This is a genomic window from Nocardioides psychrotolerans (assembly GCF_900113685.1).
Lineage (GTDB): Bacteria > Actinomycetota > Actinomycetes > Propionibacteriales > Nocardioidaceae > Nocardioides > Nocardioides psychrotolerans.
Map to the genome: position 1 here is coordinate 86417 of NZ_FOQG01000009.1, position 15114 is coordinate 101530.

Below are 15114 nucleotides of genomic sequence, written 5' to 3' on the forward strand. Positions count from 1 at the left end.
TGGGAGGTCGGTAGGAGAGGATGAAGGGGTCGGAAGTGGAGGGAAGATCGTCGCCGGCAGTCACACGTGTGGCCATCGCCGGAGTAGTCGGCCGAACAACGGCTCGACGCCAACAGCCGGTTCGAGACAACCTTCTGGACAAACGTCACCTTGCCTGACGGGATGCACGCGGTGCGCCATCGCATCACACCCGAGAACGTCGGCCGCATCGTTCTGGCGCTCGCCGCTGCAGGCGTCGACGCGATCAAGGTCGCCCACGGCGATGGGCTGGCGGGTGGTTCGCTCAACTGCGGCCCCGGTTCGCACACCGACTGGAGGAGATCGAGGCGGCCGCGGAGAACCTCTCGAGCGGTCGACTGATCGCCCGTAAGTGTTCGTGGAGGCTCCATCGCTTGGAACCAGCCCCGGTCGGGACGGGTGGCGATCGGGCGATGGTGATCCTCCGTCGCGGCGCGGCTGCGCCTGGCGTTCAGATGTCGTGCGCCAAATAGTAGGACGTCCTACAATGTGGCACATGACCGACTCACAGTGTTACGTGGAGCGATGAACGGCCTAGGAGCTCGCTTCGAGGCTCAGGAGGGAGTCGGCCGGATCACGCTCGTGTGGCCGCATGTCTCCAACGCCATCGACACGGCCACCGCTCAGGAACTCGGCGACTGCGTGACGCATGCATCGTCCGAACAGTTCCGAGCTGTTCTGGTCGAAGGCGAGGGCCGTCGATTCTGTGGGGAGTGACGTCGCGACGTTCGCCGCTGCGGGGCGAGTCAGGGCAGCCGCACAGATCGCCAAGTTCGTGACCCGCGGCGGAGCCCGCATCCAGACGAGGAGTGAGAGAAGTGCGCTACGTCAAGCTGGGCAGGACCGGGCTGAAGGTGTCGTCACTGACCCTCGGCTGCATGGGATGGGGCGACCCGGCGCGCGGCGGCCACCCCTGGGTGCGTGACGAGGAGACCGGCCGCGCGATCATCCGCCAGGCCCTCGAGGCCGGTATCACCGGCTTCGACACCGCCAACGTCTACTCCGGCGGCAGTAGCGAGGAGATCACCGGCCGCGCGCTCCGCGACTTCTCCCGCCGCGAGGACGTGGTCATCGCGACGAAGGTGCACGGTCGGGTGCGACCGGGTCCCTACGGCGCCGGCCTCTCCCGCAAGGCGATCATGGCCGAGCTGGACGCCAGCCTGATCCGGTTGGGCACCGACTACATCGACCTCTACCAGATCCACCGCTGGGACGACGGCACGCCCGTCGAGGAGACCCTGGAGGCGCTCCACGACGCGGTCAGGGCCGGCAAGGTGCGCTACCTCGGGGCCTCGTCGATGTACGCCTGGCAGTTCGCCAAGGCGCAGTTCACCGCGGACCTGCACGGCTGGACCCGCTTCGTCACCATGCAGAACCACTACAACCTGCTCTACCGCGAGGAGGAGCGCGAGATGATCCCGTTCTGCGTGGACCAGGGAGTCGCGGTGCTCCCGTGGAGCCCGCTGGCCCGCGGCCGCCTGGCCCGTCCGTGGGACGCCACGACCGCTCGCCTGGAGACCGACGAGCTCGGCCGCACCCTTTACCGCGACTCCGACCGGGTGGTCGTGGAGCGGGTCGCCGAGGTCGCCGCCGCCCGGGAGGTGCCCCAGGCCCGGGTCGCCCTGGCCTGGCTGTGCGCCCAGCGCGGGGTCACCTCGCCCCTCGTCGGAGCCACCAGCCCCGAGCACCTCGCCGACGCGGTCGCCTCGCTCGAGCTCCGCCTGACCGACGAGGAGCTCGAGGCGCTCGGTGCGCCGTACGAGCCTCACGCCGTGGCCGGCCACCGCTGACCAATCCGCGGGTGGCCCGCCTCGGTCAACCGACGTAGGGGCGCTCCCTCTTGAGCTCCTGGATGGCGATCGAGCGGCGGTGCACGGCGTCCGGGCCGTCCACGATCCGCAGCACCCGGGCCCAGGCGTAGAAGTAGGCCAGCGGCGTGTCCCCGCTCACCCCGGCGCCACCGAAGACCTCGATCGCCCGGTCGATCACGGCCGTGGCCATCGCCGGGACGGCGACCTTGATCTCGGCGATCTCGGTGCGCGCACCCTTGGCGCCGAACTGGTCGATCAGCCACGCGGTCTTCAGTACTAGCAGCCGGGCCTGGTCGATGTCGATGCGGGACTGCGCGATCAGGTCCCGGACCACGCCCTGCTCGGACAGGTGGGTCCCGAACGCGACCCGGGACTTCGCGCGGTCCACCATCAGGCCCAGGGCCCGCTCGGCCATGCCGATGGCGCGCATCGCGTGGTGTATGCGACCCGGGCCGAGCCGGGCCTGGGCGATCGCAAAGCCCGACCCCTCCTCGCCGAGCAGGTTGGTCGCCGGGACCCGCACGTTGCGCAGCGTGACCTCGCAGTGCCCGTGCTGGTCGTGGTAGCCGAAGATCGAGAGGTCGCGCTCGATGGTCAGCCCGGGGGTGTCGCGCGGCACCAGGATCATCGACTGCTGACGGTGCGAGGGGCCCTCGTGCGAGGTCTTGCCCATCACGATGAAGACCTGGCAGCGCTCGTCGGCCGCCCCGCTGGTCCACCACTTGCGACCGTTGATCACGTAGTCGTCGCCGTCGCGGAGGATCTCGGTGGTGATATTCGTGGCGTCGGAGCTGGCGACGTCCGGCTCGGTCATCGCGAACGCCGAGCGGATCTCACCCCGCTGGAGGGGCTCCAGCCACCAGGCCCGCTGTTCGTTGGTCGCGAACAGGTGCAGGGTCTCCATGTTCCCGGTGTCGGGAGCCTGGCAGTTGATGGCCTCGGGAGCGATCACGGGTGACCAGCCGGAGATCTCCGCGATCGAGGCGTACTCGACATGACTCATTCCCGACCACTCCGGCAGGAAGAGGTTCCACAGCCCCCGCTTCTGTGCCTCCGCCTTGAGCTCCTCGATGACGGGCGGGTGCTCATGAGGCCCGTGCTCGGCCAGGTAGTCGGCGTAGCGGGACTCCGCCGGGAAGACCCGGTCGCGCATGAAATCCCACATCTGTGCGCATCTGTCCTCGGCCTTCGGGGAGAGGGAGAAGTCCATGAGAATCGAGCTCCGTTCCTTTTCGGTCTAATCATTGACACTTCGTGGTCAGGATCGTAGCCTTCCGTCAGGTTTTCAGTCGCAGGTACCAGTCGAATCTGGACGGTTCCGGCGTCGGGAGGGGACCAGTCGCCGGGGTGTCGGAACCCGCACCGCCGGCCGCGACCGCCATCCGCGAACGAGGAGACATCGATGAACGACTACCAGGGCTGGCAGCTCTCTGATGAGCTCAAGGATCTGAAGAAGCTGACTCGCAACATCGTGCAGCGCGAGGTCCGGCCGGTGGAGGAGGGCATCGAGTTCGATGCCTACACCCTGCCGACCGAGGCCCTCGACACGATTCGCGCCAAGGCCCGCCAGGCGGGGCTCTGGTGCGTGGCCTCGCCCTCGGCGTACGGCGGCAGCGAGATGAGCCTGCTCGCCCAGGTGGTCGTGGCCGAAGAGGCCTCGCAGTGCCGGATGGGTGCCTACGTGCCCGGCGGCGGCGTGTTCGGGTGGGACCCGCCGAACGTCATCTACAAGGGCACCGAGGAGCAGATCCAGAAGTACGCCGTCCCCACGATCGCCAAGGGTGGCAAGACCTTCGTGGCGATCAGCGAGCCCTCCGGCGGCTCCGACCCGGCGCGCAGCATCACGACCTCGGCCGTCCGCGACGGTGATGACTTCGTGCTCAACGGGACCAAGACCTGGATCTCGGCTGCGAACGTGTCCGACTGGGGCGTTGTGTTCGCCCGCACCAGCCCGGGCCGCGACGGGGTCAGCGCCTTCATCGTCGAGGCGGACACCCCTGGACTGACGATGACGCCGATCCCGGTCATCCGCTCGTGGTACCCGTGCGAGCTGTCCTTCGAGGACGTCCGCGTCCCGGCCGAGAACCTCATCGGCGAGGAGGGCAAGGGCTTCACCCTGGCCCAGCACTGGCTGGTGCACGGGCGGGTCCCCTACGCCGCAGCCACGCTCGGCATCGCCTCGGCTGCGCTGGCGCTGGCCATCGACTACGCCAAGAACCGCGAGGCGTTCGGCAGCACACTCGCCGACAAGCAGGCGATCCAGTGGATGATCGCGGACTCGGAGATCGAGATCCGCGCGGCGCGCGGACTCGTCTACACGGCTGCCTGGAAGGCCGACCTGGGTCAGGACTTCAAGTTTGAGGCCTCGGCCGCGAAGGTCTACGCCACGGAGACCGCTGGTCGCGTGGTCGACCGGTGCATCCAGATCCTCGGCGGCATGGGCGTCGCCAAGGAGCTGCCCCTGGAGCGGTGGTACCGCGAGCTACGCATCAAGCGCATCGGCGAGGGCCCGTCGGAAGTCCACCGCATGGTGGTCGCGCGGCAGCTCCTGTCCGGGGCACCGGGTGCGTTGAGTTGAGCGTCGAGTTCGAGGTCGACGACGCCGGCATCGCCCTCATCACCATCAACCGACCCGAGCGGCTCAACGCGATGGACGCCGCGGCGTACCAGCAGCTCTCGGAGGCCTGGTGCCGCGTCCGTGACGACGAGGACATCCGGGTCGCGGTCATCACCGGTGCGGGCGACCAGGCCTTCACCACCGGCGCGGACCTCAAGAGCTTCGTCAACGCCCCGAACGGCCTGTCGCAGTTCTGGCTCACCCAGCACAACCAGCTCCTGAACCGCGGGCTCGAGGTGTGGAAGCCGGTCATCGCCGCGGTGAACGGCTACTGCCTGGGCGGTGGCATGACGCTGCTGCTCGCGACCGACATCCGCATCGCGACCCCGAGCGCCACGTTCGGGCTCAGCGAGGTGGCCCGGGGCGTGGTCGCCGGTAACGGCGGCACCCAGCGCATCCTCGAGCAGATCCCGCACGCGATCGCCATGGAGATGCTGCTGACCGGCCGACGTGTCGACGCCGAGACGGCAGCCCGCTGGGGGTTGGTCAACCGGGTCGTCGAGCAGGAGGATCTGCTCTCGACCGCCTTCGAGGTGGCCCGCGAGATCTCCGCCAACGCACCGCTCGCGGTCCAGGCCGCCAAGGAGCTGGCGCTGCGCTCGCGCGACGTCGACCGAGCCACCGGACTGCGCCTGGAGGAGACCATGAACAGGCTGCTCCAGTTCACCGACGACGCCAAGGAGGGACCGGCCGCCTTCGCGGAGCGTCGGTCGCCCGAGTTCACAGGGAGATGACGATGGACAGTGCACCATTCGCCGGCGTGACCGTGGTCGACCTCGGTCAGATCTACAACGCGCCGTACGCGACGCTGCTGCTCGCCCTCGGCGGCGCGAGGGTGATCAAGGTCGAACCCCTCACGGGGGAGAACCTGCGCGGCCGCGGCAAGGTCGCGGGGGCGGGTGCGCCCTTCGCCATGCTCAACTCCAACAAGACGGCCGTCACCCTCAACCTCAAGAGCCCCGAGGGCGTCGAGCTCCTCGAGCAGATGGTGATGAAGGCAGACGTCCTGGTCGAGAACTTCCGCCCGGGAGTGACCGAGAAGCTCGGCGTCGGCCCCGACCACCTGCGCGGCCTCAACCCGCGGCTGATCTACGCTTCCGGCTCCGGCTACGGCTCCTCCGGTCCCTACCGTGACCTGCCTGCGATGGACATCACCATCCAGGCCATGTCCGGGATCATGTCCGTCACGGGCTTCCCGGACCGCGAGCCGGTCAAGGCTGGCCCGGCCGTCAGCGACTTCATGGGTGGCATCCACCTCTACGGCGCCATCACCAGCGCCCTCTACCAGCGCGAGCGGACCGGGCACGGCACCAGGGTTGAGGCGGCCATGCTCGACTCGGTGTACCCGAGCCTGATGTCGAGCCTGGGGCTCTTCTTCGGCAGCACGGGCGACATCCCCACCCGCACGGGCAACCGGCACTCCGGCCTGGCCGAGTCGCCGTACAACGTCTATCCCGCCAGCGACGGCTTCATCGCCCTGATCTGCGTCAGCGAGGGCCACTGGACCGCCCTGACGAAGCTGATGGGCGTCCCCGAGCTCGCCACCGACCCGGCCTACGTCGACCGGGTGGCGCGGGTGCGCCACATCGACGAGGTCGACGCGATGGTGAGCGAGTGGACTCGCCAGCAGACCAAGGAGCAGCTGGCCACCTGCCTCAACGAGGCTGGCGTGCCGAGCGCACCGGTCCGGGAGATCGCCGAGGTCGTGGCCGACCCCCACCTGCACGAGCGGGGGATGCTGCAGAACATGGAGCACCCCGAGCTCGGCCACCTAGTGGTGCCGCACAGCCCGATCCGGGTCGGGGACTACTACGCCGAGCTGGTGCCCAGCCCGACCCTCGGCCAGCACAACCAGGAAATCTACGGCGACTGGCTGGGCCTCGACGGGGAGCGGATCGCCGAGCTCCATGAGAACGGAGTGATCTAGTGCGCGGCGACATTGTCATCGCCGGGGTCGGTCACACCGCCCACGGCAAGCTCCCGGACCGCTCCACCACGTCCATGAACGTCGAGGCGTGCCGCAAGGCGCTGGCCGACGCCGGCGTCGAGAAGGGCATGGTCGACGGCCTGTTCGTCAAGTACCCCACGTCCCAGCACCGCTCGATGTACGGCCAGATCGTCGCCGAGGCGCTCGGCATCCAGCCGCGGATCGGCGGAGTCTGGGACCAGGGCGGCGCCACGAACATCTCGATGATCTCGTTTGCGGCCATGGCCATCGAGCAGGGCCAGTGCGAGGTCGCGCTGGTGACCATCGCGGACAACCCCCGGACGGGGACCCGGCAGGCCTACGAGCGCGCGTGGGGCGAGGACGACGTCTACGGCTGGTTCGGCACCCCCGCGGGCTACGCGATGATCGCCCGCCGGCACATGGAGGAGTTCGGCACCACCCACGAGCAGCTCGGCGCGATCGCCGTCGCCGCGCGACGCCACGGGGCGAACAACCCGGACGCGCAGCTGCGCAAGCCCCTCACCCTCGAGGAGTACGCCGTCTCCCGGCCGGTCGTGGAACCGCTGCGACGCGACGACTGCTGCCTGATCTCCGACGGCGGCGCCGCGGTCGTAGTGATGAGCGCCGAGCGGGCCCGCTCGCTCAAGGTGGACGCTGCCGTACCCATCCTCGGCTTCGGCCAGGGCCAGACCTCGTGGGAGGTCGCCCAGCGACCGAGCCTCACCGAGACGGCGGCGGCGGTCTCCGGCCGGACCGCCTTCGAGATGGCCGGCCTGGCGCCGAAGGACATCCAGGTGGCCCAGCTCTACGACTGCTTCACGATCACACCGCTGATGACGCTGGAGGACTACGGCTTCTGCGCGAAGGGCGAGGGTGGCCGGTTCGTGGAGGACGGCGCGATCGAGATCGGGGGAGCGCTCCCCGTGAACACCAGTGGCGGGCTGCTCTCCGAGACCGGGATGCCGGGCATGCAGCTGGTCATCGAGGGGGTCCGCCAGATCCGGGGGACCTCCACCAACCAGGTGCCCGGCGCGACGACGAGCCTGGTCAGCAACCAAGGAGGCATCATGCACACCCACTCGACCCTGATCCTGGGCGCCTAATGAGCGAGATGCCGGAGCCGGGCATCACGCCGGTCAACCAGCCCTTCTGGACCGCCCTGGAGCGCGGCGAGCTCACGTTCCAGCGCTGCGGCTCCTGCGGTGGTGCGTGGCTCCCCGCTCGGGAGGAATGCCCGCGCTGCCTCGCGGCCGAGCCCGGCTGGGAAGTGGCCAGCGGCCGCGGCCGGATCATCAGCTGGGTCGTATACCACCATGCGGCGCACCCCGGCTTCGCCGACCGGCTGCCCTACAACGTCGCCGTGGTGGAGCTCGACGAAGGCCCGCGCCTGATCACCAACATCCTGGCCGACGAGGGCGACCTGGGCATCGAGCTCCCGGTGGTCGTGCGGATCGAGCGCGAGGCGACGTTCTCCCTGCCCCGGTTCTCACTCGCATGACGGCCGGTCTCCTCGCCTCGAGGACCGAGAAGAAGGAAGGTGTGCAGTGACGACTTTGGAGCTGACGTTCGAGGAGCTGCGAGACCTGGGGGAGACCCCCCTGGGCGCCAGCGAGTGGCTCCTCGTGGACCAGGAACGTGTGGACCGGTTCGCCGACTGCACCGAGGACTACCAGTGGATCCACGTCGACCCGGACCGTGCGGCCCAGGGTCCCTTCGGCACCACGATCGCCCACGGCTACCTCACCTTGTCCCTCGTCCCGAGGATGCTCGACGACCTGATCAAGGTCACCGACCAGGTCCGGGGCACCAACTACGGGATCGACCGGGCGCGCTTCGTCAGCCCGGTGCCCGTGGGGTCGCGGGTCCGGCTCAGTGGGCAGGTCATGAACGTGCGCCTGCGCCCGGACGGCGGTCTCCAGTACAAGATGGGTGTCGAGCTGCATGTGGAGGGCCAGGACCGGCCCGCCCTGGTGGCCGAGGTCATCTACCTCACCTACGCGAGCTGAGGGAGTCGTGAGCGCGGCCCGCCCGCTCGACGGCAAAGTCGTGCTGGTGACCGGAGCCGGGCGCGGCCTCGGTCGCGCGACCGCGCTCCGCTGCGGCCGGGCGGGAGCCACTCTCGCGCTGGCCGGTCGCACCACCGCTGACCTGGACGCCGTGGCCGCCACGCTCGAGGCCGAGACCGGTGTCCCCGCGATCGTCGTACCCACGGACGTCCGCGACGCGGACGCGACCCGGGACATGGTGACCCAGGTGCTCGACGACCTCGGGCGGGTGGACGTCCTGGTGGCCAACAGCGGCATCGGTGGTCCCACCGCGCCGATCTGGGAGGTCAGCCCGGAGGACTGGGACGAGACCTACGCCGTCAACGTGCGCGGCGTGTTCCTGTGCTGCCGGTCCGTGCTTCCGTCCATGGTCGCAAGGCGTTCGGGCAGCATCGTGGTCGTCGGCTCGATGAGCGGGAAGCGGCCGCTGCTCAACCGGTCCGCCTACACCTCCAGCAAGCTGGCCCTAGTGGGCCTGACGAGGACGGTCGCGCTCGAGGCGGGGGAGCACGGTGTCCGGGCGAACCTGGTGTCGCCCGGCCCCGTGGCCGGGCCGCGCCTGGACGCGGTGCTCCAAGCCCAGGCGCAGGCCTTCGACCGGCCCGAGGCAGAGCTCCGGGCCGAGTTCCAGGCGGTGTCGCCACTTCGCCGGTTCGTCGAGCCCGAGCAGGTGGCCGCGGCCGTGGTTTTCCTGGCCTCCGACGAGGCAGGCGGGATCACCGGCGAGGACCTCAACGTGAGCGCCGGCACCACGATGTACTGAGGGCCCTCGGAGGACACCTCTAGGACTTATGGCCTGACCTTTGTACCATGGTGTTATGACACAGGCAGACAACGCACAGGATGACTCCGGGGTTGACATCGGCCTTGGCCTTGGGCTCGCCCCCATGTCCGTCCCCAAGAGCTCAGACGTGCTCGCCAACCACCTCCGCCAGCAGATCCTCGAGGGCAAACTCGTGGAGGGCAGCGCCCTTCCGGTGGAGCGGGCCCTCGCGACCTCGGTGGGTCTCGGCCGACAGACCGTGCGCGACGCCCTGCGGGTGCTCGAGATCGAGGGGCTGATCGTCACGCGGCCGGGTCGCGCCGGCGGTTCCTTCGTCCGTCGCCCGGACACCGCGACCTTCGAGCGGACGCTGAATGTACTGGTCAGCGGGCGCGGGGTCAAGTTCCACTCGCTGCTCGAGGCTCGCGAGGGCCTCGAGCCGGTCGCCGCCCGCCTCGCCGCGCTGCACCGCACCGACGACGACCTGGTGGCCCTCGACCGGGTCGCGGCCAAGATGGCGGAGTCCCGGGGCAACGTGCCGCTGTTCTTGCAGTGCAATGTCGAGTGGCACGTCGCGGTGGGCGCCGCGACCCACAACGAGGTGATCGAGGCGATCGTCAACTCGCTCTCGAAGGTGATCCTGCGCAGCACGGACATCGAGGAGTTCAACTCCGAAGAGACGATGGGCGCGACGCTCGAGGCGCACTCCCGCATCCTGAAGGCGATCCGGGCCGGGGACGCGGACAAGGCGGCCTCGTCGATGTCGAAGCACGTCCACGTCTACCGCGAGCTGGTGGAGAACTTAAACGTGCCGGAAGACATCCCCATGTGACGGCGCCGGCGCCGTCAGGACTTTGGTCCAAACTTTCGCTTGACGGCGCTGGCGGGGCAGGGCAGCATACGGCTCAGGCTGGTTCGTGACAGGTCGGGAGGCGGTCGGCGAGCCCTCGGCGAGCGGTGCTCGCTGCCGGTATGTGGAGTGACGGCAGCCGCCGTCAGAGAGGCGTGAAACTGATGAACGTCGAGACCGTGAACGGCCCGATGGAGGCCAAGGACCTCGGTTGGACCCTGATGCACGAGCACATCTTCGTGAAGAACCCCGAGCTCGAGCACAACTACCCGAGCGCCGAGTGGGACGAGGAGGCGATGCACGCGACCGCCCTCGCGGGCCTGCACGCGCTCGCCGAGCGCGGCATCACGACCCTCGTCGACCTCACGGTGATGGGGCTCGGGCGAAACATCCAGCGGATCCAGGCGGTCGCCGCGGAGTCGCCGCTCAACATCGTGGTTGCCACCGGGTACTACACCCAGAAGGACCTGCCGGCGTACTTTCACAACCACGGCCCGAACCTCTACGCCGACATCCCGGAGCCGCTCGTCGACATGTTCGTCGGTGACATCCGGGACGGGATCTCGGGGACCGGGGTGAAGGCGGCGATGATCAAGGTCGTCACCGACAAGTGGGGCATCACGCCCGACCTGGAGCGGGTGCTCGCCGCTGCGGCCGAGGCCCACCAGGAGACCGGCACGCCGATCACCACCCACACGAACGCCGCTGAGCGGGGCGGGCTCGAGCAGCAGGAGTTCTTCCGCCAGCACGGGGTCGACCTCCAGCACGTCGTGATCGGCCACTGTGGAGACAGCACCGACCTCGACTACCTGCGCGAGCTGATGGACAACGGCTCGCCGATCGGGATGGACCGCTTCGGCATGGAGATCATGGCCTCGGACGAGGATCGCATCGACACCGTCGTGCGCCTGTGCGAACTCGGCTACGCCGACCGGTTGACCCTCTCCCACGACGCGTCGTTCTTCAGCGTCAACATGGAGCCGTCGGTGCGCAACCGGATCATGCCGAACTGGAACCACCGCAACATCTCCGACCGGGTCCTGCCCGCGCTCAGGGAGCGCGGTGTGTCGAACGAGACGATCGAGCAGATCATGGTGCACAACGCGGCGCGGATCCTGGCCGGCCGCGCGAGCTGAAGTGCCACGCACAGAGGGCGGCGCCGGAGAGCTCTCCGGCGCCGCCCTCTGTGCGTTGATGTCAGGCCGGGTCGGGCAGGTCCACGACCGCCTTGCCCCGGATGGCGCCCTTGCTCAGCTGCTCGAGCGCCTCGGGGATCTGGTCGAACGTGTAGCTCGCCGAGACCAGCGGACGCAGCATCCCGGCCCGGTGCATCTGCGCGATCTCGCTGCCGGCGTGCGCCATCAGGTCGCGGTCGAGATCGAGGAAGGCGCCCCAGGCCACTCCCACGGCGGAGATGTTCTTGAGCAGCAGCCGGTTGATGCCCAGCTGAGGTATCGCTCCCGCGGCGAACCCGACGACCAGGATCCGGCCCTCGGGGGCGATCGCCCGGATCGCCTCGCCGAACAACCAGTCGCCGAGCGGGTCGAGGACCACGTCGACACCGCGGGCGTCGGTCAGCTCGCGGACCTTGGCGGAGAAGCCCTCGGTGAGGACCACGACCTCGTCGGCGCCCGCATCACGGGCTGCGTCGGCCTGCTCCTCCGAGGCGACGCCGCCGATGACGTGGGCCCCCAGGGCCTTGCCGACCTGTACCGCGGCGGACCCGATCCCGCCGGCAGCGCCCAGGACCAGGAGCGTCTCGCCGCGCTCGAGGCGACCGCGTCGCGAGAGCGCGAAGTGGACCGTGTGGTAGTTGATGATCGTCGCCGCACCAGTGGAGAAGTCCATGTCGTCGGGCAGGCGGAGCACGGCGTTGAGGGGGACGTAGGTGCGCTCGGCGTACCCGCCGGACCACACGAAGGCGGCCACCCGATCGCCGACGGACCATCCCGACGACGCGGGTGCGTGACTGATCACGCCGGCCACCTCGCTGCCCGGGACGAACGGCAGGGGCGGCTTCATCTGGTAGGCGCCCGTCGTGATCAGCAGGTCCGGGTAGTTGATGCCGATGGACCGGACGTCGATGACGACCCCGTCCTCGTCCGGCTCGGGGTCGGGCGCCTCCGCGAGGCGCAGGGCGCCGGGACCCTCGTAGGTGTGCAGGTGCAGGGCTCGCATGGGTGTCAGTCCTCCGGGTCGGTGACGGGATGGTGCATCGTGCGGACAGGGACAGGTGGGCGCGTCAGGGGCCGGTGGCCAGGAGCGCCCGGTGGCCGCGCTCGGCAAGCGCGGGTGCCAACCCCGCGACCAGCTCGAACCCCTCGCCGACGGTGAGGCCCTGGGTCTGGCGGGAGTGCATCCCCTCGAAGATCGCGGCGAGCTTGTAGCAGAGCAGGCCGCTGCACCAGGGGAGTGTGTCGAGGTCGGCCCCGGTCAGCTCGGCGTAGCGCTGGGCCAGGCGGCTGCTCGGGGGGAACTGCGGGTGCCGGGCCGGGACCGGCGCGAAGGGGCGTCCCTCGGTGTCGAGGACCCCGTCCCACCAGAGCATCAGGTTGACCAGGTCCATCAGCGGGTCGCCGAGGGTGGCCATCTCCCAGTCGAGCACGGCGACGATGGTGCCGTCCTCGGGGCTCACCACAACGTTGTCCAGCTTGTAGTCGCCGTGCACGACGCCGTGCCGCCGGGTCTCCGGCACGGTCTCGGCCAAGCGCGTGCCCAGCTCTTCCAGGCCGGAGATCTGGCGGGAGCCGGAGGCGGCCAGTTGCTTGCCCCATCGGCGGACCTGTCGGGCCAGGTAGCCCTCGGGCCTGCCGAAGTCGGCGAGCCCCGCGTCGGCAGGATCCAGGCGGTGCAGCTCGACGAGTGCCTCGACCAGCCGGTCAGCGAGCGCCTCGGCTGCCGGGGCGTCGAGGGCGGCCAGCTGCTCCTCGGAGCGGTAGACCGTGCCCTCGACGAACGACATCATGTAGAAGGGCGCCCCCAGCACGGCCGGGTCCGCGCACTGGGTGAGCATCCGGGGGACCGGCACGCCGGTGGCGGCCAGCGCCGTCATCGCCCGGTACTCGCGGCCCATGTCGTGGGCCGTCTCCAGGACATGGCCCAGGGGCGGGCGCCGCAGCACCCAGCTGTTGCGGTCGTCGCTGACGGCGTAGGTGAGGTTCGAGCGCCCACCCGCGATCAGGCGACCACGCAGCGGGCCGGCCACGGTGCCCGGGAGCTCGTCGGCGAGGTGGGCGGTGAGCGCGTCCAGGTCGAGACCGGGCATCTCCGCGCCGGGCACGTCCTCGCTGGGCAGCTCGACGCTGGGCTGGACGATGGGCAGCTCGGCGTTCATCGTGCGGTCCGAGGGAGCTCGCGGCGCAGCAGCTTGCCGGTGGCGGTCTTCGGGAGCACGTCGATGATCTCCACCACCCGGGGATACTTGTAGGCCGACATCCGGGCCTTGCAGTGGGCGATCAGCTCGTCCTCGGTCGCAGCCGCGTCCTGGCGCAGTGTGACGAACGCCTTCACGGTCTCTCCCCGGTATTCGTCGGGGACCCCGACCACGGCTGCCTCGTTGACGGCCGGGTGCTCGCACAGCACGTCCTCGACCTCGCGTGGCCACACCTTGAAGCCCGAGGCGTTGATCATGTCCTTCTTGCGGTCGACGACGTAGAACCAGCCGTTCTCGTCCATGAAGCCGACATCGCCGGTGAGGAGCCGCCCACCGGCCATCGCGTGCTCGGTCTCCTCCGGCTTCTGCCAGTAGCCGGGGACGACCTGCGGCCCCGAGATGGCGATCTCGCCGATCTCGCCCGCCTTCATGGGCTGGCCCTGCTCGTCGACGATCTCCGAGTGGGTGTTCGGCACCGGGACGCCGACGGACAGGGCGCCGGACTCCGGGTCCACCGGGGGGCGGGCACCCAGGGGGACGGCGTGCGAGGGGGAGGTGGTCTCGGTCAGGCCGTAGACGGTGTGGATCCGGACCCCGAACTGCTCCTCGAAGCGGCTCGCCCAGGCCGGGGTCACCGGCGCGCCGCCGGAGTAGGCGGCCCGGAGGCTCTCGAGGTCTTCGGCGCTCACCCCGGGAGTGTTGGCGAGCGCGATGTAGACCGGCAGGGCGGCGACCGTGAAGGTGGGTCGACGCTCCCGGATGGTCTCGACCACCATGGTGGCGTCGAACCGGTAGGTCAGGACGAGTTCCATCGGCACCAGCATCGAGACCGCCACGTGGGCGATCAGCCCGGTGACGTGGGAGAGCGGTGCCACCCCGAGGACCACGTCGTCCGGGGTGAGGCGGCACCACTCGCGCAGGGTCTGGGCGTTGAAGCCCACGTTGCCGTGCGTGTTCATCGCACCCTTGGGGGTGCCCGTGGTGCCGGACGTGTAGGTCAGCAGTGCGACATCGGTCGGGGCGAACTCGACGGCCGGCGGGTGCTCGCTGGCGTGCCGGTCCATCAGCTCCGCCATGTCGTACGTCCCGGGGTGCCGGACGCGGTGCACGTTCGCGAAGAGCCGCGGGTCGTTGCGGGTCTGGTACTCGAGCGGGCTGGTGGTGATCACCTGACGCACCCCGCTGGTGGGGAGCACCTCGCGCACGACCTCGTCGTACAGGTCCTCCAGGCAGACCAGCGCCGTGGCGCCGGAGTCGACAAGCAGGTGCCGGAGCTCGCGCTGGCGACTCATCGGGTTGATCGAGACCATCACGCCGCCGGCCTTCCACGTCGCCACCATGGCGATCACGAACTGCGGGACGTTCTGGAGGTACACCGCGAGGCGGTCGCCGCGCTCGAAGCCACCCGCGAGCAGCGCGCACGCCAGGGCGTCGGACAGCTCGTCGACCTCGCGCAGGACGAGCCGGCCGTCGAAGTAGGAGATCGCAGTCGTCTCGGGCGAGCGAGCCACGGCCGCCCGGAACATCGACAGTGCGTCGGTGAACTCGGGCTCGAAGCGGTGGGGGACCTCGGGCGGGTAGCTGCTCAGCCAGGGCAGTGCGTCGGTGGGCATGGGTCTCCTTGGCCGCCTGGTCGTCGACCGCGTAGGATTCGGCAGTACCGAGCGAGCGCTCGGTCGTAGAGCAACA

At 69.7% G+C, this 15114-nt stretch carries 14 protein-coding genes; 10 read left to right on the forward strand and 4 right to left on the reverse strand.

Annotated elements, in window-relative coordinates; genetic code table 11:
- Positions 1–836: 836 nt before the first annotated feature.
- On the forward strand, positions 837–1808 hold the full coding sequence (locus tag BM204_RS12450; protein WP_091113762.1) for an aldo/keto reductase: 972 nt from the start codon (positions 837–839) through the stop codon (positions 1806–1808).
- 25 nt (positions 1809–1833) lie between these two features.
- Here BM204_RS12450 and BM204_RS12455 read toward each other — a convergent pair whose 3' ends face one another.
- Positions 1834–3039: an acyl-CoA dehydrogenase family protein gene (locus BM204_RS12455; RefSeq protein WP_091113765.1), complete on the reverse strand. Its 1206-nt coding sequence runs from the start codon at positions 3037–3039 to the stop codon at positions 1834–1836.
- 192 nt (positions 3040–3231) lie between these two features.
- Here BM204_RS12455 and BM204_RS12460 point away from each other — a divergent pair, with 192 nt between their 5' ends.
- The 9 genes from BM204_RS12460 to BM204_RS12500 all read left to right on the forward strand — a co-directional run bounded on the left by BM204_RS12460 (position 3232) and on the right by BM204_RS12500 (position 11188).
- On the forward strand, positions 3232–4407 hold the full coding sequence (locus tag BM204_RS12460) for an acyl-CoA dehydrogenase family protein (RefSeq protein WP_091113768.1): 1176 nt from the start codon (positions 3232–3234) through the stop codon (positions 4405–4407).
- Positions 4404–5180, forward strand: a complete 777-nt coding sequence (locus BM204_RS12465; protein WP_091113770.1) for an enoyl-CoA hydratase/isomerase family protein — start codon at positions 4404–4406, stop codon at positions 5178–5180. Before BM204_RS12460 ends, BM204_RS12465 begins: the two co-directional genes overlap by 4 nt.
- Before the next feature lie 2 nt (positions 5181–5182).
- Positions 5183–6373: a CaiB/BaiF CoA transferase family protein gene (locus BM204_RS12470; protein WP_091113773.1), complete on the forward strand. Its 1191-nt coding sequence runs from the start codon at positions 5183–5185 to the stop codon at positions 6371–6373.
- Positions 6373–7497: a thiolase C-terminal domain-containing protein gene (locus BM204_RS12475; protein WP_091113776.1), complete on the forward strand. Its 1125-nt coding sequence runs from the start codon at positions 6373–6375 to the stop codon at positions 7495–7497. The genes BM204_RS12470 and BM204_RS12475 overlap by 1 nt, the downstream gene beginning before the upstream one ends.
- Positions 7497–7892 (forward strand): Zn-ribbon domain-containing OB-fold protein, encoded by a 396-nt coding sequence (locus BM204_RS12480; protein WP_091113777.1) that lies wholly within the window; start codon positions 7497–7499, stop codon positions 7890–7892. The genes BM204_RS12475 and BM204_RS12480 overlap by 1 nt, the downstream gene beginning before the upstream one ends.
- A 46-nt stretch (positions 7893–7938) precedes the next feature.
- Positions 7939–8400, forward strand: coding sequence for a MaoC family dehydratase (locus BM204_RS12485; RefSeq protein ID WP_091113780.1), 462 nt, complete (start codon positions 7939–7941; stop codon positions 8398–8400).
- A gap of 7 nt (positions 8401–8407) precedes the next feature.
- Positions 8408–9202: an SDR family NAD(P)-dependent oxidoreductase gene (locus BM204_RS12490; RefSeq protein ID WP_170259136.1), complete on the forward strand. Its 795-nt coding sequence runs from the start codon at positions 8408–8410 to the stop codon at positions 9200–9202.
- A 124-nt stretch (positions 9203–9326) separates the two neighbouring features.
- Positions 9327–10034 carry a FadR/GntR family transcriptional regulator gene (locus BM204_RS12495; RefSeq protein ID WP_170259137.1) on the forward strand — a complete coding sequence of 236 codons (708 nt, stop codon included), beginning with the start codon at positions 9327–9329 and terminating at the stop codon, positions 10032–10034.
- A 182-nt stretch (positions 10035–10216) separates the two neighbouring features.
- A complete protein-coding gene (locus BM204_RS12500) occupies positions 10217–11188 on the forward strand; it encodes a phosphotriesterase family protein (RefSeq protein WP_091113787.1) in 972 nt (323 codons plus the stop codon).
- A 61-nt stretch (positions 11189–11249) separates the two neighbouring features.
- On the opposite strand, the gene BM204_RS12505 is transcribed toward BM204_RS12500, so the two are convergent.
- From BM204_RS12505 to BM204_RS12515, 3 genes are all read right to left on the reverse strand, one after another.
- Positions 11250–12230 carry an NADPH:quinone oxidoreductase family protein gene (locus tag BM204_RS12505; RefSeq protein WP_091113790.1) on the reverse strand — a complete coding sequence of 327 codons (981 nt, stop codon included), beginning with the start codon at positions 12228–12230 and terminating at the stop codon, positions 11250–11252.
- A gap of 64 nt (positions 12231–12294) precedes the next feature.
- Positions 12295–13386 (reverse strand): phosphotransferase family protein, encoded by a 1092-nt coding sequence (locus BM204_RS12510; protein WP_091113793.1) that lies wholly within the window; start codon positions 13384–13386, stop codon positions 12295–12297.
- A complete protein-coding gene (locus BM204_RS12515; protein ID WP_091113795.1) occupies positions 13383–15038 on the reverse strand; it encodes an AMP-binding protein in 1656 nt (551 codons plus the stop codon). The genes BM204_RS12510 and BM204_RS12515 overlap by 4 nt, the downstream gene beginning before the upstream one ends.
- Positions 15039–15114 lie beyond the last annotated feature (76 nt).

What these genes read in the sequence shown, in the direction of transcription:
- BM204_RS12455 (WP_091113765.1), bottom strand. Translation starts at nt 3,039, where the DNA reads ATGGACTTCTCCCTCTCCCCGAAGGCCGAGGACAGATGCGCACAGATG.
- BM204_RS12460 (WP_091113768.1), top strand. Translation starts at nt 3,232, where the DNA reads ATGAACGACTACCAGGGCTGGCAGCTCTCTGATGAGCTCAAGGATCTG.
- BM204_RS12470 (WP_091113773.1), top strand. Translation starts at nt 5,183, where the DNA reads ATGGACAGTGCACCATTCGCCGGCGTGACCGTGGTCGACCTCGGTCAG.
- BM204_RS12480 (WP_091113777.1), top strand. Translation starts at nt 7,497, where the DNA reads ATGAGCGAGATGCCGGAGCCGGGCATCACGCCGGTCAACCAGCCCTTC.
- BM204_RS12495 (WP_170259137.1), top strand. Translation starts at nt 9,327, where the DNA reads ATGTCCGTCCCCAAGAGCTCAGACGTGCTCGCCAACCACCTCCGCCAG.
- BM204_RS12500 (WP_091113787.1), top strand. Translation starts at nt 10,217, where the DNA reads ATGAACGTCGAGACCGTGAACGGCCCGATGGAGGCCAAGGACCTCGGT.
- BM204_RS12505 (WP_091113790.1), bottom strand. Translation starts at nt 12,230, where the DNA reads ATGCGAGCCCTGCACCTGCACACCTACGAGGGTCCCGGCGCCCTGCGC.
- BM204_RS12510 (WP_091113793.1), bottom strand. Translation starts at nt 13,386, where the DNA reads ATGAACGCCGAGCTGCCCATCGTCCAGCCCAGCGTCGAGCTGCCCAGC.
- BM204_RS12515 (WP_091113795.1), bottom strand. Translation starts at nt 15,038, where the DNA reads ATGCCCACCGACGCACTGCCCTGGCTGAGCAGCTACCCGCCCGAGGTC.